This window comes from Enterobacter sp. UNJFSC 003 (assembly GCF_036903355.1).
GTDB lineage: Bacteria > Pseudomonadota > Gammaproteobacteria > Enterobacterales > Enterobacteriaceae > Enterobacter.
On record NZ_JBAKHK010000001.1, the window covers coordinates 319,614 to 337,463 of the forward strand.

Annotated in this window: 16 protein-coding genes and 1 tRNA gene; 7 read left to right on the plus strand and 10 right to left on the minus strand. The window is 54.0% G+C overall.

Going from position 1 to position 17,850, the window contains the following annotated elements; all coding sequences use genetic code 11:
• Positions 1-26 precede the first annotated feature (26 nt).
• Positions 27-1,676: a malate dehydrogenase (quinone) gene (gene mqo, locus V5P19_RS01445; RefSeq protein ID WP_334399435.1), complete on the plus strand. Its 1,650-nt coding sequence runs from the start codon at positions 27-29 to the stop codon at positions 1,674-1,676.
• A 73-nt stretch (positions 1,677-1,749) separates the two neighbouring features.
• On the opposite strand, the gene eco is transcribed toward mqo, so the two are convergent.
• Positions 1,750-2,259, minus strand: coding sequence for a serine protease inhibitor ecotin (eco, locus tag V5P19_RS01450; RefSeq protein WP_334399437.1), 510 nt, complete (start codon positions 2,257-2,259; stop codon positions 1,750-1,752).
• 204 nt (positions 2,260-2,463) lie between these two features.
• On the opposite strand from eco, the gene V5P19_RS01455 reads away from it, so the two are divergent.
• Together V5P19_RS01455 and V5P19_RS01460 are read left to right on the plus strand one after the other, a co-directional pair.
• Positions 2,464-2,724, plus strand: a complete 261-nt coding sequence (locus V5P19_RS01455; protein WP_334399439.1) for a DUF2534 family protein — start codon at positions 2,464-2,466, stop codon at positions 2,722-2,724.
• 128 nt (positions 2,725-2,852) lie between these two features.
• On the plus strand, positions 2,853-4,040 hold the full coding sequence (locus V5P19_RS01460) for an MFS transporter (protein ID WP_334399441.1): 1,188 nt from the start codon (positions 2,853-2,855) through the stop codon (positions 4,038-4,040).
• A 38-nt stretch (positions 4,041-4,078) separates the two neighbouring features.
• Here the strand turns inward: V5P19_RS01460 and V5P19_RS01465 are convergent.
• The 3 genes from V5P19_RS01465 to V5P19_RS01475 all read right to left on the minus strand — a co-directional run bounded on the left by V5P19_RS01465 (position 4,079) and on the right by V5P19_RS01475 (position 6,236).
• Positions 4,079-4,155, minus strand: a tRNA-Pro gene (locus tag V5P19_RS01465).
• 73 nt (positions 4,156-4,228) lie between these two features.
• Positions 4,229-5,989: an LPS biosynthesis-modulating metalloenzyme YejM gene (yejM, locus tag V5P19_RS01470; RefSeq protein WP_334399443.1), complete on the minus strand. Its 1,761-nt coding sequence runs from the start codon at positions 5,987-5,989 to the stop codon at positions 4,229-4,231.
• Positions 5,990-6,008: 19 nt separating this feature from the next.
• Positions 6,009-6,236: a YejL family protein gene (locus V5P19_RS01475; protein WP_100779494.1), complete on the minus strand. Its 228-nt coding sequence runs from the start codon at positions 6,234-6,236 to the stop codon at positions 6,009-6,011.
• A 133-nt stretch (positions 6,237-6,369) separates the two neighbouring features.
• Here V5P19_RS01475 and yejK point away from each other — a divergent pair, with 133 nt between their 5' ends.
• Positions 6,370-7,377 carry a nucleoid-associated protein YejK gene (gene yejK, locus V5P19_RS01480; protein ID WP_334399454.1) on the plus strand — a complete coding sequence of 336 codons (1,008 nt, stop codon included), beginning with the start codon at positions 6,370-6,372 and terminating at the stop codon, positions 7,375-7,377.
• A gap of 50 nt (positions 7,378-7,427) precedes the next feature.
• On the opposite strand, the gene rplY is transcribed toward yejK, so the two are convergent.
• Together rplY and V5P19_RS01490 are read right to left on the minus strand one after the other, a co-directional pair.
• On the minus strand, positions 7,428-7,712 hold the full coding sequence (rplY, locus tag V5P19_RS01485; protein WP_334399456.1) for a 50S ribosomal protein L25: 285 nt from the start codon (positions 7,710-7,712) through the stop codon (positions 7,428-7,430).
• 125 nt (positions 7,713-7,837) lie between these two features.
• Positions 7,838-9,598, minus strand: coding sequence for a DEAD/DEAH box helicase (locus V5P19_RS01490; protein ID WP_334399458.1), 1,761 nt, complete (start codon positions 9,596-9,598; stop codon positions 7,838-7,840).
• Between the two features lie 153 nt (positions 9,599-9,751).
• Here V5P19_RS01490 and rsuA point away from each other — a divergent pair, with 153 nt between their 5' ends.
• From rsuA to V5P19_RS01505, 3 genes are all read left to right on the plus strand, one after another.
• Complete coding sequence (gene rsuA / locus V5P19_RS01495; protein ID WP_334399460.1) at positions 9,752-10,459, plus strand: 16S rRNA pseudouridine(516) synthase RsuA; 708 nt, start codon at positions 9,752-9,754, stop codon at positions 10,457-10,459.
• A 15-nt stretch (positions 10,460-10,474) separates the two neighbouring features.
• The gene (locus V5P19_RS01500) at positions 10,475-11,671 is read left to right on the plus strand and encodes a Bcr/CflA family multidrug efflux MFS transporter (RefSeq protein ID WP_334399462.1); all 1,197 of its coding nucleotides are present in this window, start codon (positions 10,475-10,477) and stop codon (positions 11,669-11,671) included.
• A gap of 279 nt (positions 11,672-11,950) precedes the next feature.
• Positions 11,951-12,295, plus strand: a complete 345-nt coding sequence (locus V5P19_RS01505) for a YejG family protein (protein ID WP_334399464.1) — start codon at positions 11,951-11,953, stop codon at positions 12,293-12,295.
• 3 nt (positions 12,296-12,298) lie between these two features.
• Here the strand turns inward: V5P19_RS01505 and yejF are convergent, their stop codons facing one another.
• The 4 genes from yejF to V5P19_RS01525 are packed head-to-tail and all read right to left on the minus strand — an operon-like array spanning position 12,299 to position 17,824.
• Positions 12,299-13,888 (minus strand): microcin C ABC transporter ATP-binding protein YejF, encoded by a 1,590-nt coding sequence (gene yejF / locus V5P19_RS01510; RefSeq protein ID WP_334399466.1) that lies wholly within the window; start codon positions 13,886-13,888, stop codon positions 12,299-12,301.
• 1 nt (position 13,889) lies between these two features.
• Positions 13,890-14,915 carry an ABC transporter permease gene (locus V5P19_RS01515; protein ID WP_334399468.1) on the minus strand — a complete coding sequence of 342 codons (1,026 nt, stop codon included), beginning with the start codon at positions 14,913-14,915 and terminating at the stop codon, positions 13,890-13,892.
• Complete coding sequence (locus V5P19_RS01520) at positions 14,915-16,009, minus strand: microcin C ABC transporter permease YejB (protein ID WP_334399470.1); 1,095 nt, start codon at positions 16,007-16,009, stop codon at positions 14,915-14,917. The genes V5P19_RS01515 and V5P19_RS01520 overlap by 1 nt, the downstream gene beginning before the upstream one ends.
• Positions 16,010-16,018: 9 nt before the next feature.
• A complete protein-coding gene (locus V5P19_RS01525; protein ID WP_334399472.1) occupies positions 16,019-17,824 on the minus strand; it encodes an extracellular solute-binding protein in 1,806 nt (601 codons plus the stop codon).
• Positions 17,825-17,850: the final 26 nt, after the last annotated feature.

Below are 17,850 nucleotides of genomic sequence, written 5' to 3' on the forward strand. Positions count from 1 at the left end.
CGCACTATTAAACTAAGGCATAAATTATGAAAAAAATGACTGCCATGCTCTTTTCGCTGGCCGTGGGGCTGAACGCCGTCTCAATGGCGGCGAAAGCAGACGCACCAAAAGAGCAGGAAACGGACGTCCTTTTAATTGGTGGCGGCATCATGAGCGCTACGCTGGGTACCTATCTGCAAGAACTGCAGCCGGACTGGTCAATGACCATGGTCGAACGTCTTGATGGCGTGGCGCAGGAGAGTTCTAACGGCTGGAACAACGCCGGTACAGGACATTCGGCACTCATGGAACTGAACTATACGCCGCAGAAAAAGGACGGTTCCATTAGTATCGAGAAAGCGGTAGAGATCAACGAAGCGTTCCAGATCTCACGTCAGTTCTGGTCTCACCAGGTCAACAGCGGCGTGATGCACGATCCGCACTCCTTTATTAACACCGTACCGCACATGAGTTTTGTGTGGGGCGATCGGAACGTCAACTTCCTGCGCGCGCGCTACGCTGCCCTTCAGCAGAGCACCCTGTTCCGCGGCATGAAGTACTCTGAAGATCACGCTCAGATCAAAGAGTGGGCGCCACTGGTCATGGAAGGTCGTGACCCGAACCAGAAAGTAGCCGCGACCCGCACTGAAATCGGGACTGACGTTAACTATGGTGAAATCACCCGTCAGCTGGTGGGGTCTCTGAAGAAAAAAGAGAACTTTAACCTGCAGCTCAGTACCGAAGTGCGCGGTTTTAAACGCAATGCGGATAATAGCTGGAGCGTGACCGTTGCGGATCTGAAAAATAACGAAGCCGAACACGTCATCAAAGCGAAATTTGTCTTCATCGGTGCGGGCGGCGCGGCGCTTAAGCTGCTGCAGGAGTCCGGTATTCCGGAAGCTGACGACTATGCGGGCTTCCCGGTTGGCGGGCAGTTCCTGGTGTCGGAGAATCCAGAAGTGGTAAACCGCCATCTGGCGAAAGTATACGGTCAAGCTTCTGTGGGTGCGCCACCGATGTCCGTGCCGCACATTGATACCCGTATGCTGGACGGTAAGCGCGTGGTGCTGTTCGGGCCGTTTGCTACGTTCTCCACCAAGTTCCTGAAAAATGGCTCCCTGTGGGATCTGCTCAGCGCAACAACCACCTCTAACGTTAAGCCAATGATGGACGTGGGTCTGGATAACTTCGATCTGGTGAAATACCTGATTAGCCAGGTCATGCTCTCTGATGACGATCGTTTCGAGGCGTTGAAAGAGTACTATCCGCAGGCGAAGAAAGAAGACTGGCGTCTGTGGCAAGCGGGCCAGCGCGTACAGATCATCAAGCGCGACCCGAAAGAGGGCGGCGTTCTGCGTCTGGGTACCGAAGTGGTGAGTGATAAAGAAGGGACTATCGCCGCGCTGCTGGGGGCATCACCTGGCGCTTCTACTGCTGCACCTATTATGCTGCACCTGATGGAAAAAGTGTTTAAAGATAAAGTTGCCAGCCCGGAATGGCAGGCCAAACTGAAAACCATTATTCCATCATACGGGACTAAGCTGAACGGCAACGTGGACGCGACGGAGCAGGAGCTGGAATACACCAGCCGGGTGCTGCAGCTGCAATACGTGAAGCCGCAGGCTGCTGAAGCTGCACCAAAAGCAGAGCTGAAGCCTCAGGCGGAAAACAAACCGGTTGCGGATATCGCGCTGTAAGGTAAAAGCAAAACGGTAACACATGTTACCGTTTTGAGTCTTTTCGCCCTCTCCCGGTGTGAGAGGGGGCGTTTTAACGTACTACGGCTTGGCCGATGTCTTCGTCTGCCTTCCACACGCGGTACTTCACCTCTACATTTTCAGGCGTATATACCACGATCGGCAGCTTGCTGTTATAGCGCAGCAGGCTATTGTCACCCAGATACGCGGTCACAAATTTCTTCTCTTTCTTACCGTCCGGGCAGGCCATCATGGTAGAGACTGGTGAGGTCACGTTATTAAAGACATAGTAGTCGTAACCCCAGCCTTCCAGAGTCTTACTTTCCAGCTGACCACCCAGACGATGCTGGTTACAGTCCACTTCCAGCGTCTTCCCGATGAGCAACTCCACTTTGAAATTTGCTTCATTCTGCTGAGCCGGTAACTGAATCACCTGACGCGTCATCCCTTTCTCCGCTTGCGGATAAGGTGCCACTTTTTCCAGCGGCTGCTCTTTTGGGGTTTCGTTAGCGAAAGCACTGGTGCTGACGCAGGCTGCCGCGATCAGGGCAATAGCAAATTTAGGTGCGTTTTTCACAGTCATTCCTTTATGTCAAAACGTTCTCAAGCAGATTAGCATAACGTTGATGAATGGTTAGAGTGATTTACTTACTTTTTCAATATGACCAGAGTAATAAACTGGTTTTTTGCTTGCTGTGTGGTCTTTTGTACTGATGTGGAGTCTGTGGAGAGATCGTGTTATTTTAAGCGCCAGTTAATGTTATTCATCTGTAAAGGGAAGAGAGAGATGGTTCGCGCAAAACTGAAAACACCAGAAGGCCGCAAATTCCTGTTGGCGCTACTGGTTGTGTTTATGATTGCCGCCGCGTGCGTTGGGCGAGCAACCATCGTTGGCGTCATTGAACAATACAATATCCCACTGTCGGCGTGGACAACCAGCATGTATGTCCTGCAATCGGCGATGATCTTTGTTTACAGCCTCGTATTTACCGTCCTGCTTGCCATTCCGCTGGGGATTTTCTTCCTCGGCGAACGTGAAAAACACTAAACGTTTATGGCGACAATTGAAGCCAGCCTGCGGGTTGGCTTTTTTTATGCCTGACGATATTTATTCTCATTTCCAGGATATTCTGTTCCGAACTCAATGATTGTTCTACAGAAAGCAGGAGATGCTCAATGCTATCCCGGTTTGCAACGCTCAGCCGGATCCCGAAAGGGGTCTGGGTCGTCGGTGGTGTCAGCATGTTAATGGATATCTCCTCAGAGATTATTCACAGCCTGTTGCCGCTGTTTATGGTGACCACGCTGGGAGCCAGCGTGATTTTTATTGGCGTGATCGAAGGCCTGGCTGAAGCCACTGCGCTGATTATCAAGGTTTTCTCAGGTGCAATCAGCGATTACCTCGGTAAGCGAAAAGGGCTGGCGGTGTTAGGTTATGGGCTTGGAGCACTGAGCAAACCGCTATTCGCCATCGCTTCCTCTTCCGGCATGATTTTAGGCGCACGGTTAATTGACCGGGTGGGAAAGGGGATCCGCGGCGCGCCGCGTGATGCGCTCGTCGCCGATGTCACTCCGCCCGAACTTCGCGGTGCGGCGTTCGGTTTGCGTCAGTCAATGGACACGGTAGGCGCTTTTCTCGGCCCGTTGCTGGCGGTGGGGTTGATGCTGCTGTGGAACGATGATTTCCGAGCCATTTTCTGGCTAGCCGTGATCCCCGGCGTGCTCGCCGTTGCGTTGCTTTTCTTTGGCCTGCATGAATCGACAACGCCCGTTCAACACAAACGCACTAACCCGATAAAAAAAGAGAACCTGAAGCGGTTGGGTAAAGGCTGCTGGTGGGTTATCGGATTAGGCGCCGTTTTTACTCTGGCACGTTTCAGTGAGGCTTTTCTTGTCCTTCGCGCGCAGCAGTCAGGCGTACCGCTGGCATTGATTCCGTTAGTCATGGTTGCGATGAACCTGCTCTATTTCCTTTCGGCCTATCCGTTTGGCAAGCTCTCTGACGCAATGAGCCACACCCGCCTGCTGCGCTGGGGACTGGTGGTGTTGATTGCTGCAGACATCGTACTTGCACTGAGCACGCACTGGGCTGGGATTCTGCTGGGGGTTGCGCTATGGGGCGTGCATATGGGGATGACACAGGGATTGCTGGCGGCGATGATTGCAAAAACTGCACCAGCGGATTTACGGGGCACGGCCTTCGGCATGTTTAGTATGGTCAGCGGCGTGGGGCTGTTAATTGCCAGCGTAGGTGCAGGGGTTATCTGGGAAATATTGGGTGCAGAATACACATTTTATGCTGGAGCGGTAATTTGCCTGATGACGCTGGCTTATCTGCGTAAAACGCCCGATGAAATGAAATAAAAAAAAACCAGCCAAACGGCTGGTTTTCAGTGTGATTTTGGTCGGCACGAGAGGATTTGAACCTCCGACCCCCGACACCCCATGACGGTGCGCTACCAGGCTGCGCTACGTGCCGACGCATAAAAAGAATACTACTCGATTCCTTTTTGAATGCAAGAGAAACGACACGCTAACTGGTTTATTATTAATCAGTTAGCGATAAAACGCTTCTCATCCGTCAGCACCTGCAGAAGCAGGCTGAGCTGAGGCTTCTGGTCTTTGACCTTCTCGCCCTGCAGGTTATACGTTTGATAATTACCGTTGCTGTTCAGGATCAGCGACAGTTCAGGCGTCGTCACCACCAGCGTGTTACTGCCGGCGGCCGTTACCCAGTTGTGCCGGCGCGTGGCGCTAAACAGGTCTTGCCCCTGCGAGTATTCATTTGCTGGCGTGCTCACATGCAGCAGGCGTTGCATCAGCGTGGTCATCACATCTTTATGATCGGTGAGCATGCTGATGCGTTGCGCTGGGGTGCCCGGCCAGTGTACAACCAGCGGAACATGCAGGTTTGGACGCGACCATTCACCACTTTTCGTCCCGTCACCCAGCGGTACGCCATGCCCCGCAGTGATAATCACCACGGTATTATCCAGTTTGCCCGATTCGCGCAGCGCGCTTAGCACGCGGCCAATCTGCGCATCTACGTCTCCTGCTGCACGACTGTAGCGGCGAGCAAAGCCTTTCTGATTACTATCTTCAAGCGTAGTTCCGTTGAAGGCGACCCATGAGAACCAGCGGTTATCTTCCTGAGCATAACGCTGCAGCCAGTTTATCCACTGGTTAGCGGTCTGATCGTCGGACTGACTCTGTGCCGCCGGGAGCGAGAAATCAGAGAGCAACGCCTGACGGTATAGCGAGCTGTTGAAACCATCTGATGCGAACAGACCCAGCTGATATCCCTGCTGATTAAGCCCGGTGATCAGCGCTGCAGGTATGCGTGCAGAAAGAACGCCGTCCATGTACGCCGCTGAAATTCCGTAGAACAGGCCAAAAATACCCGCGTCGGTTGTGTTGCCGGAGCTCATATGCTGCGTAAAGGTGATGTTCTTCTCGCCAAACTCAGCCAGGGCAGGCATCTGCTTCTCGTAGCGGGAATAGTTAAGGCCATCAACGGTAATCAACAGCACGTTCTGACCGCGTCCCATATCACGATAGTGTAGCTCGCTAAGCGGATACTGCACGCTGACCGCTTCAGGGTTACCTTGCTCGATCAGACGGCGCTGGTACTCCTGCGCGTCAAGCAGGCCATGTTTCTCAAGGAAGCGGCGTGCCGTCATTGGATATGAGAGCGGTAGGTTTGCACGCTGCATGGTAATAGGGCGATAGAAGTTCGCATCAGCCCAGATATACATGATGTGCGAGCTAATAAATGACACAAAAAAGAGAGCCGCGACGGGCTTCGCATAATGGCGACGTCGGGTCAAACTGCGGAGCTTTTGCCAACTCCACGTTGCAAACAGCATCTGAATCAAAAGAATAATCGGCACGCTGATAAACATCAGCTGCCAGTCACGCGCGGTTTCGTTCTGATCGGGGTTTATCACCAGTTCCCAGACGATGGGATTGAGATGGAGGTGGAAACGGGTAAACACTTCGCTGTCGATGAGCAACAGCGTCATGCCCGCTGTCGCAAGGATAGCGGACAGGAATCGCATCAGACGCTGCGACATGACGATAAACGTCAGGGGAAACAGAATCAGCAGATAGGTGGCGAAAACCAAAAAGCTAAAGTGCCCCACAACGCTGATCCAGGAGTAGATACGCCCGGTTAAGGTTGTCGGCCAGTCAGCCACAAACAGATAACGACAGCCAATTACCGTCGCCAGCAGAATGTTGAACAGTGCAAACCAGTGCCCCCAACTGACCATTTGGGAGACTTTTTCACGGTAGCGCTGACGATTTGTCACCATAAACTGTTATTCGTTTCCCTTAATGGGCCTGGTCGTCGCTAACGGAAGACTGTAACGCGTGGGCGAAAGATTTGGCGATCGCCTGACGCTGAGCCGGAGCAACGCTGGTATTGATAAGGTTGGTGACCATATTTCCCAAAACCATCAGGGAGAGATCGGTCGGCGTTTTATGTTTTTCCAATACGTTGACCAGCTCACTGAGCAATTGTTCAACGTGTTCATCACTGTAGCGGGAATGTTGTGGCATAAATCAAAATCAGTTCGTTGATGAAAGGGCAACATATTACCGTAGCGACAGCTTTTTTTCCCCTTTTTTATCTGTTGTTGCACACATGCGTTGGTGGTGGTTGAATACCGCGGGTCTAAAAGGAGAGTTTATCATGAGTCTGGAAATCAACCAGATTGCCTTGCACCAGCTTATCAAGCGTGATGAGCAAACCCTTGAAGTGGTGCTGCGCGATTCGTTACTGGAACCAACGGCTACCGTTGTGGAAATGATGGCGGAGCTGCACCGCGTCTACAGTGCTAAAAACAAAGCCTATGGCCTGTTCAGCGAAGAGAGCGAGCTGGCCGACAGCCTGCGACTCCAGCGTCAGGGTGAAGAGGATTTTCTGGCCTTTAGCCGTGCCGCAACCGGGCGCCTGCGCGATGAGCTGGCGAAATATCCCTTCGCCGACGGCGGTATCGTCCTGTTCTGTCACTATCGCTATCTTGCGGTGGAGTATTTACTGGTGACCGTGCTGAATAACTTAAGCAGCATGCGCGTGAATGAACAACTGGATATCAGCTCTACCCATTATCTGGATATCAATCATGCGGATATCGTCGCGCGTATTGATTTAACCGAGTGGGAAACCAACCCGGAGTCCACCCGCTACCTGACGTTCCTGAAAGGGCGCGTTGGTCGTAAAGTGGCTGATTTCTTCATGGATTTCCTCGGTGCCAGCGAAGGGCTTAACGCGAAAGCGCAGAACAAAGGTCTGCTGCAGGCAGTGGATGACTTCACGGCAGAAGCGCAGCTCGATAAATCCGAGCGCCAGACCGTGCGTCAGCAGGTTTACAGCTATTGTAACGAACAGCTGCAGGCTGGCGAGGAGATTGAGCTGGAATCGCTGTCGAAAGAGCTGGCGGGCGTCAGTGAAGTCAGCTTCCAGGCGTTCACCGCGGACAAAGGCTATGAGCTTGAAGAGAGCTTCCCGGCGGATCGCAGCACGCTGCGTCAGCTGACCAAGTTTGCGGGCAGCGGCGGTGGGTTGACCGTTAACTTCGACGCCATGCTGCTTGGGGAACGTATCTTCTGGGATCCGGCTACCGACACCCTGACCATCAAAGGTACGCCGCCGAATCTGCGCGATCAGCTTCAGCGCCGCACGTCTGGCGGTAAATAACGGCCATAAAAAACCCCGCAAAAGCGGGGTTTTATTCGACGAGTTTGCGATTACGCGCGAACGAAGTCGATGTGAGACAGTTTTGGCTTGAACGGGTGACGCTGAACAGCCTGAACCTTCACTTTTTCTTCTTTCCCGCCAACAACGAGAGTCAGAACTTCGCTGTAAAAACCTTCTTTGGTCTGCAGGTTCCACACTTTGTCGTGATCCAGTTCGATTGCAACTGGAGCAGCTTCGCCACCGTAAATGATAGCTGGGAACTTGTTGGCGTTACGCAGGCGGCGGCTCGCACCCTTACCCTGAACGCTACGTACTTCTACTTCGATAGTAAACATTGATTTCTCTCTGTATTTATAACCCTGCTACAGGCGACCCAGCAGCAGGCGAGTGTTCTGCCCCACGGATGTGGAGCGGGCGGCATTTTATACTCATATGCCCCTCACTTCAATGAAAAGTGCCGCTAACCGCGCATTTCGTTTGCCCGGCGGAATCGGCCTTCATAGTCAAAGACCTTCTCACGCACCTGCCAGAACTGGCCTTTCTTACGGGCAACCACAAAATCAGGATGACGCAGCAACGCCTGCTGATGGACGATGTCGGCAACGGTTATCCAGCGCAGAGGCACACCGGGGGTACGCGTATGAGGGCGGATGAAGAGCTGTTCGAAGGCCGTTCGCTGGGCCGCAGTCTGCAAGCGAAACCGCTCGCTAACGTCGGCACCGTCTTCATCGTAATAGGTGATTTTCAGCCACTCACCTTTGTCGTCTGCGCCAGGCTGTAACGCCATCCCCGAACAGCGGAGGACCAGGGCGTCCTTTAGCTTCAGCGCCGCTTTCAGCATATCGTCAGGGTCGACCAGCACCGTGTCACATTCCCGGCAGCGACGGGCGGCAATATCATTTTCGGCGTTACACTGCGGGCAGTTTTTAAAACGAAAGCGGAAGTCGCACTGTTCGCGATGCCCTTCATCATCTTCAAACCAGCCCTGGCAGCGGCGGCCAAAATGTTCAATCAGCGTGCCGTCAGCGGTGGTTTTCCCCCAGAAGGTGTTCGCAAACCCGCAGGCCGGACAAAAAACCTGAACGGGCACGTTGTCACTTTTCCCTTTTGGCGTGCCAACTTCAGGGGAATAGAGGTCGTGCGGGTTCCCGGCGTAATCCAGAATCAGGCAGTCGGTTTTTCCCGGTGCCAGACGCAGGCCGCGCCCGACGATTTGCTGATACAGGCTTACCGATTCCGTCGGTCGTAAAATGGCAATCAGGTCGACGTGGGGCGCGTCAAAGCCGGTAGTCAGTACCGAGACGTTCACCAGATAACGGAATTTTTGCGCCTTAAAGGCTTCAATCAGGCTGTCGCGTTCCGGGCCGGGCGTCTCGCCGGTGATCAGCGCCGTGTCGTCGGTGGGAAGCAGTCCGGCGATCTCTCGCGCGTGTTCAACGGTGGCGGCAAAGATCATTACCCCTTTGCGCGTCTGAGCAAACTCCTCAATCTGGCTGATGATATGCGGCGTAATGCGTTTTTGTTTTTTCAGCTCCTGATTGAGATCGGCGTCGCTAAACAGCCCGTTGCTCTGGGCCTGCAGGCGGCTGAAATCGTACTGCACCACCGGCATATCTAGTCGTTCCGGGGGCGTCAAATAACCGTGTTTAATCATGTAGCGCAGTGGAAGCTCATAAATACAGTCGCTAAACAGCGCCTTGTTATCCCCTCGCACCATGCCGTGATAGTGAAAATGATAAATCCAGCCTTTACCCAGACGAAAGGGGGTTGCCGTCAGGCCAAGCAGACGTAAGTGAGGATTCACCTCTTTCAGGTGAGTGAGGATTTGCTGATACTGGCTATCGTCGTCATCGCTGATTCGGTGGCATTCATCGACAATCAGCAGTGAAAACTCGCTGCGAAACAGATCCAAATTGCGGGCAACCGACTGGACGCTGCCGAACACCACTTTTCCGTGGCTCTCTTTGCGCTTTAGGCCGGCGGCGAAAATATCGGCTTCAAGGCCGAGTGCGCAATATTTGGCGTGGTTTTGCGCCACCAGCTCTTTGACGTGCGCCAGCACCAGCACGCGGCCACGGGCCAGACGCGCCAGTTCGGCAATCACCAGGCTTTTGCCTGCTCCGGTCGGGAGCACGATAGCGGCCGGTTCCTGATGTTTACGGAACCAGGCGAGGGTAGCGTCAACGGCTTCCTGTTGATAAGGACGAAGGGTAAAAGTCATGGGTTCTCAATCTCATCATTTCACGCACAGTATGCCACGAAACTTTTTCCCTTGAGTGGTGCAACCAGACCATTATACTTACCCCTTCTTAACTGCTTCTTTTTTTCGGGCGCGTTGTCCGACTTCCAGCACCATTAAGGCTAAAAAGATTTCATGCGACTTGATAAGTTTATCGCTCAGCAGCTCGGCGTAAGCCGCGCTATTGCCGGGCGCGAGATCCGCGCCAGCCGCGTTACCGTGGACGGCGACATTGTGAAAGACACCTCTTTCAAAATTCAACCTGACCATCAGGTCGAGTATGACGGCAACCCGCTTGCTCAGCAGCACGGCCCGCGTTACTTCATGCTTAATAAACCGGAAGGCTACGTGTGCTCGACCGACGATCCCGATCATCCGACAGTGCTCTATTTTCTCGATGAGCCAGTGGCGCATAAGCTGCACGCTGCGGGGCGTCTGGACATCGACACTACGGGCCTGGTGCTAATGACGGATGACGGTCAATGGTCACATCGCATTACCTCTCCACGCCATCAGTGCGAGAAAACCTATCTGGTGACGCTGGAGTCTCCGGTTGCGGATGACACTGCAGAACAATTCGCCAAAGGCGTTCAGCTGCATAATGAAAAAGATCTGACCAAACCGGCGGTTCTGGACGTCATTACCCCGACAGAAGTCCGTCTGACCATCAGCGAAGGGCGCTATCACCAGGTAAAACGTATGTTTGCCGCGGTGGGGAACCACGTTGTCGGTCTGCATCGTGAACGTATTGGTGCGATTGCGCTCGATTCAGATCTGGCACCTGGCGAGTATCGCCCGCTGACAGAAGAAGAGATCGCCAGCGTCGGTCTGCCTTCGCATTAATTTCAGGAGAACTCTGTGACCACCAGGCCACACTCGTCTTTCAAAATCGTGTTCATTCTTGGCCTGCTGGCGATGTTAATGCCGCTGTCCATCGATATGTATCTGCCCGCGTTGCCAGTGATTTCCGCCCAATTTGGCGTTCCGGCAGGCAGTGCACAAATGACGCTCAGTACCTATATCCTTGGTTTTGCTATTGGCCAGCTGTTTTATGGTCCGATGGCCGACAGTCTCGGGCGTAAGCCCGTCATCCTGGGCGGTACGCTGATTTTTGCGGGCGCAGCCGTCGCCTGCGCGCTGGCGCAGAGTATTGACCAGCTGATCGTTATGCGTTTTTTCCACGGTCTGGCGGCAGCGGCGGCAAGCGTGGTGATTAACGCCCTGATGCGCGATATTTACCCGAAAGAAGAGTTTTCCCGCATGATGTCGTTCGTCATGCTGGTGACCACTATTGCGCCGCTGGTGGCGCCAATGGTCGGTGGCGCGGTACTGGTCTGGTTTAGCTGGCATGCGATTTTCTGGATTCTGGCGATTGCCGCGCTGCTGGCCTCGGCGATGATTTTCTTCTTTATTGATGAAACGCTGCCCGTTGAGCGGCGACAAAATTTCCACATCCGCACCACAATGGGGAATTTTGCCTCCCTGTTTCGCCATAAGCGCGTGCTGAGCTATATGCTGGCGAGCGGCTTCAGCTTTGCTGGAATGTTCTCCTTCCTCAGCGCAGGGCCGTTTGTCTACATCGAACTGAACCACGTGTCACCGCAGCACTTTGGCTATTACTTTGCGCTGAACATTGTGTTCCTGTTCATTATGACCATCATTAACAGCCGCTTTGTGCGTCGGGTCGGCGCAATCAACATGTTCCGCGCGGGGCTGTGGATCCAGTTCGTGATGGCAATTTGGTTGGTTGTTAGCGCGTTTTTCGATGTGGGCTTCTGGGCTCTGGTCGTGGGCGTTGCGGCCTTCGTTGGCTGCGTGTCTATGGTCTCTTCCAATGGAATGGCGGTAATACTCGACGAGTTTCCGCATATGGCAGGTACGGCATCGTCGCTGGCGGGTACGTTCCGCTTTGGCATTGGCGCCATCGTGGGGGCGTTGCTTTCGTTGGCGACGTTTAACACAGCCTGGCCTATGCTGTGGGCCATTGCATTTTGCGCGACCAGCTCCATTCTTTTCTATCTTTATGCCAGCCGGCCGCGTAAAGCGGCTCACTAAAGCAGACTTAAGGCCCGATTCGGGCCTTTTTGTTGACCCATATCAACCAAATCGTCGTTCGTTTACCCCACGTTTGTTTCTTTTATGTAAAATCTATTTGTGTAAAAAGTCACATCATTGTATTTAAAAAGGTTGAGTTAGATCGCAGAAACGGGTACATATAGCGCCGACGCGAGCCTGTGCCGCCTATAAAAAGCACTGAACAGTGCAGGTTAACGCCGATGTGTTACTATAAATGTAAATAATTTGTGAAGTTAATTTTGCTTCCGGGGAACGAACGTGAATACATTACAGCTCTCGATTGTCCATCGCTTGCCCCAGAGCTATCGCTGGTCGGCGGGTTTTGCAGGTTCGAAAGTTGAACCGATTCCGCAAAGCGCTGCAGAGTGCGAGAATTGTCTGGTTGCGCTCAAGCTGCTGAGCCCGAGCGAAGGAGAAGCATGGCCGGTGATGGAGCGTCTCAGCCAGGCGCTGACGGACATTGAAGTGGACAGCTCCGTGCTGGAGTGCGAAGGCGAGCCGTGCCTGTTTGTGAACAGTCAGGACGAGTTTGCGGCGACCTGCCGACTGAAAAACTTTGGCGTGGCCATTGCTGAGCCTTTCTCCGGCCAATATCCTTTTTAAGCGCTAGTCTGCCGATAACAGCTGGCGCGTGTAGCTTTGCGTTGGCGCTGCGAATACGCGCTGGCACTCTCCCTGCTCAACCACGTCTCCCTGCCGCAACACAATCACCTGATGGCATAGCGCCCGCACGACCTGTAAATCATGGCTGATAAAGATATACGCCAGCCGATATTTTTCCTGTAACCCTTTTAACAGCGCCAGAATCTGCGCCTGCACGGTTCTGTCCAGTGATGACGTGGGTTCATCAAGGATGATCAGCTCTGGTTTCAGAATCAGCGCGCGAGCTATTGCGATACGTTGACGCTGCCCGCCAGAGAACTCAGCCGGATAGCGGTGCCGGGTAAGGGGATCTAATCCTACCTCGGTCATTACCTTTATCACTGCTTCTTCACGGTTCTGCGCTGTGAGTGCGGGCTGATGGACGCGTAATCCCTCTTCAATAATCTGCAACACGCTCAGTCTCGGGTTGAGCGAAGAGTTGGGATCCTGGAAAACCACCTGCATACGCGGACGGATGGGCAGCATTTGGCGGCGGCTCCAGCTGTGCAACGGCATACCGTCAAAGAGGATCTCACCCTGGGAGGCGATCAGGCGAAGCAGCGCCAGCCCGGTGGTGCTTTTGCCCGAACCGGATTCACCCACCAGCCCCAGCGACTCTCCGGGGCGCAGGGAAAAATGGATATTTTTCAGCACCGGGTTCGGATCGACGATGCGCCGCAAAATACCTTTGCGGACGGGGAACGACACGGCCAGCCCTTCAACGCGCAGCAGCGGTGTACTGTCAGCGTTTAAAGGAACCGGATCGCCCGACGGTTCGCTATCAAGCAGTCGCCGTGTATAGGGATGCTGTGGCGCGTTCAGCAGCGTGGTTGCTACGTTCTGCTCAACGCAGCGTCCGTTTTGCATCACGGCGACGCTGTCGGCAAGCTTTCTTACAATGCTCAGGTTATGCGTGATGAACAGCAGGCTCATGTTCAGCTCGTCACGCAGTTCCCGCAGCAGCTGCAGGATTTGCGCCTGTACCGTCACGTCGAGCGCAGTTGTCGGCTCATCGGCAATTAACAGTTCTGGACGCGTAAGCAGAGCCATGGCAATCATCACGCGCTGGCGTTCACCGCCGGAAAGCTGATGCGGAAAATCAGTCAGGCGCCTGGCTGCATTGCGTATGCCGGTCCGTTCAAGACAGTCTAGGATCTCCCCGCGAGCCGCCTCTTTGCGCATCCCACGATGCAGTGAGAGCACTTCATAAAGCTGTTTTTCCAGCGTATGCAGCGGGTTGAGTGAAACCATGGGTTCCTGAAAAATCATGGCGATTTTATTGCCGCGTATCCCGCGCAGGGTATGCTCATCGGCGTACAGCAATGAGCTGCCGTGAAATAGAATATCCCCTTGCGGATAGCTTACCGGCGGGGAAGGGAGCAGGCGCAGCACGGAAAGTGCCGATACGCTCTTACCGGAGCCTGATTCACCCACCAGCGCCAGCGTTTCGCCGCGCTGAATTTGCAGCGACAGGTCGCTAACCACCGTATGCGTCTCACCTTGCTTCGAAAACGCAATCGACAGGTTATCGATACTGAGAAGAGGCTGCGTCATGTTATACCGCCTTGTTGGGATCAAAGGCATCGCGCACGGCTTCGCCAATAAAGATCAGCAGCGAAAGCAGCACTGCCACCGAGAGGAACGCGGTGATGCCAAGCCACGGTGCCTGCAGATTATTTTTGCCCTGCAACAGCAGCTCGCCCAGCGACGGAGAGCCAAGGGGTAGCCCAAAGCCGAGGAAATCAAGCGAGGTGAGGGTGGTAATAGAGCTGCACAAAATAAACGGCAGAAAGGTGAGGGTTGCCACCACGGCGTTTGGCAGCATATGGCGGAAGATGATCCCGCGGTCGCTCACCCCAAGCGCCTGTGCGGCACGAATATAGTCAAAATTGCGTGTCCGCAGGAATTCTGCACGCACCACCCCAACCAGCGCCATCCAGCCGAATAAGACGGTAATCCCCAGTAACCACCAGAAACCGGGCTGAACCACGCTCGAAAGAAGGATGATCAGAAACAGCGTCGGCATGCCTGACCACACCTCAATGACGCGCTGGCCCCAGAGGTCAATTTTCCCGCCGTAGTAGCCCTGAACGGCACCCGCCACGACGCCCATCACGCTGGAGAAGAGGGTGAGCATCATTCCAAAGAGCAGGGAAATACGCGTGCCGTACAGAATACGTGCCAGCACATCGCCACCGTTAGCATCGGTTCCTAACCAGTTTTGCGTGGAGGGCGGGGACGGGAAGGGGCGGGTGGTGGCAAAGTTAATGCTGTTCGCGCCGAATCGAATCGGCGCCCAGAGCGCCCAGCCGTGTTGCTCAATTTGCTGTTGAAGCCAGGGGTCCTGATACACTGCGGGGGTCGCAAACGGGCCGCCAAAATCGCTTTCACTGTAGTTAGTGAGTACGGGAACGTACCAGCGATCGTTAAAGTGCACCAGCAGCGGTTTGTCGTTAGCTATCAGCTCCGAGCACATGCTTAAGACAAACAGCACCGCAAAAATCCACAGCGACCAGTAGCCGCGGCGGTTGTGGCGAAAACGGGCCCAGCGGGCCTGATTGACAGGGCTTAAATGTGGCATCAACGGCCCTCAAAATCGATGCGAGGATCGACCAGCGTATAGCTGATATCGCTGATGATATTCAGCAGCAGGCCAATCAGGGTAAAGATGTAAAGTGTGCCAAACATGACCGGATAATCGCGGGACACCGTGGCTTCATAGCCGAGCAACCCCAGACCGTTTAGCGAGAACATCACCTCAATCAACAGCGAGCCGGTAAAAAACATACTGATGAACGTGGCAGGAAATCCGGCAATTACCAGTAGCATGGCGTTGCGAAAAACGTGCTTCCACATAATTTGCTTTTCACTCACGCCCTTCGCGCGGGCGGTAACAACGTACTGTTTGCGAATTTCATCAAGAAAGGCATTTTTTGTCAGCATGGTTAAGGCGGCAAAACCGCCAATCACCGTCGCAAGGACCGGCAGCGTGATATGCCATAAGTAATCAGTGATTTTTTGGTACCACGGCAGGTTGCTGAAATCCGCCGACACTAATCCCCGCAGCGGGAAGATATCGAAATAGCTGCCGCCGGCAAAAAAGACAATCAGCAGGACGGCAAACAGGAATGCCGGGATAGCGTAGCCGATGATGATGAATGTGCTGCTCCAGATATCGAAGCGGCTGCCGTTGTGGACCGCTTTACGGATCCCCAGCGGAATGGAAACCAGATAGATAATCAACGTCCCCCACAGCCCCAGGGTGATGGAGACCGGCAGGCTTTGCTTGATCAACGTTAAGACAGACGCGCTGCGAAACAGACTGTCGCCAAAATCAAAACGGATGTAATCCCAGAGCATTTTGAAATAGCGCTCATGAAGAGGTTTATCAAAACCGTAGCGATGAGTGATCTCGGCGATCACCTCCGGATCCAGCCCTCGACCGCCGCGGTAATGGCTTTCGCTGATATTGCCCACGCCCGTTTTGGCGTGGCTAGCGCCCATACCTTCGCCGCCGCTGCCGGGCATGCCGCCGCTGTTGCCAAACTCAATGGCCGCAATGGCCTGATCGACCGGGCCACCGGGGGCAATTTGCACGATAAAAAAATTAATGGTGATGATCGCCCACAGGGTCGGGATTATCAGCAGCAGACGGCGAATCAGATATGCACCCATGATGATTTCCTAGCGCCGTTCAGCGGGAAGCCTGGCGGCTTTGTTGACGTCATACCACCAGGTATCGAAGCCCAGCGTATAGATGGGCCGCACGGCAGGCTGTGAGAATTTATCCCAGCGGGCAAGCCGGTCTTCACCCATGTACCACATAGGCAACATGTAGTAATTCCAGGTCAAGACCCTGTCGAGGGCGCGGCCGAGCGGCAACAGCTTCGCTTTATCGCCCTGGGCGGCCACGATTTTGGCAATAAGTGCGTCGATGGCCGGGCTCTTAACGCCTGGGGCATTATAGGAGGAGTCGATATAGCTTGAGGCCCATGAAATTTGCAGATCGCCGCTGGGCCAGGGTTGCGCCTGCCACAGGCGCTGCATCATATCGTAATCCCGGCTGCGCATGCGGTTGGTTATTTGCGCGTTATCCACCTGGCGAATATTCATCACTATCCCCAGTCGGGCGAGATTTTGCTTAAACGGCAAGACCCACTGATCGTTGGCACCTGACGCGAGCAGTAATTCGAAACTCAGCGGTTTACCCGTCTGCGCGTTGACCCGCTTTTGGTTTTTAAGGATCCAGCCAGCATCATCCAACAGCTTGCTGGCCTTCAGCAGATTGTTGCGATCGAAGCCGTTACCGTTCGAGGTGGGTGGCTCAAACACCGTGGTAAACACTTCAGGCGGGAGTTCGGCTTTCATCGGCGCCAGCAGAACCAGCTCATCGGCATCGGGATAATTCCGTGCAGCGTATTCGGTATTCTGAAAGTAACTGTTTGCCCGGCTGTATGCGCCGTAAAACAGGGCTTTGTTCATCCACTCAAAATCAAAGGCCAGAGTGATAGCCTGACGTACCCGGCGGTCGGTAAATACCGGGCGCTGAATATTAAACGCCAGCCAGCGTGTATCCTGCGCCGACTCATTTTTGTGTTCGTCTTTGACGATGTAACCGTTGGCGAAGTTTTTGCCGATATAGCGCGTAGCCCAGTTTTTAGCGCTGTTCTCCACCCGCAAATCAAAGGCGCCCGCTTTGAACGCCTCAAATGCGACATTGTCGTCAAGATAGTAATCATAACGAAGGGTATCGAAGTTCCATCGACCACGGTTTACCGGCAACTCTGCTGCCCAATAATCTTTTACGCGTGAATAGACAACGTATTGCCCCATACGCCAGTCGGTGATGCGGTAAGGACCGCCCGCCAGCGGTGGTCTGGAGAGGGGGTCGCTAAGCTTATGATGCTTCCAGAACGACTCAGGCATAACCGGCAATGAAAACAAGCTCAGCATATTTTCTTTATTCGGCTCGCTCAGCTCAATCCGAACGGTGAGCGGAGCGATGGCTTTGACCGTCGCGCCTTTGTACACCAGGCGAAACTGAGGGACCCCTTCGGTCATAAATTTATGAAACGTGAAGGCAACGTCGCTGGCTTTAACCGGCGTACCGTCGTGAAAGCGCGCGAGAGGGTTAAGGGATATTTCGGCCCAGGCAAAATCTTCGGCATAGCGCACGTTATCGGCCACCAGCGGGTAATAGCTGCCGGGTTCATCGTCAGAGGTGACGAAAAGCGTATCGTAGAGAGACTCCGTCCGGGCTGCGGCGACACCCCGCAGGGCGAAGCGGTTGAAGTTGTCGAACGTCCCCGTGGCGGAAAGCGTCACGTTCCCGCCTTTTGGCGCGGCTGGGTTGACGTAATCAAAGTGGGTAAAATTAATGGCGTATTTCGGCTCACCAATTACCGCAAACGCAACGTTTTCTTTGATGGTTTGCGCCAGGCTGGGCAAGCTTATTAGGGCCACTATCAGCAATATGGAGCGTATTAACATCAGCGACGACTCCTTCGTTCTCAGTT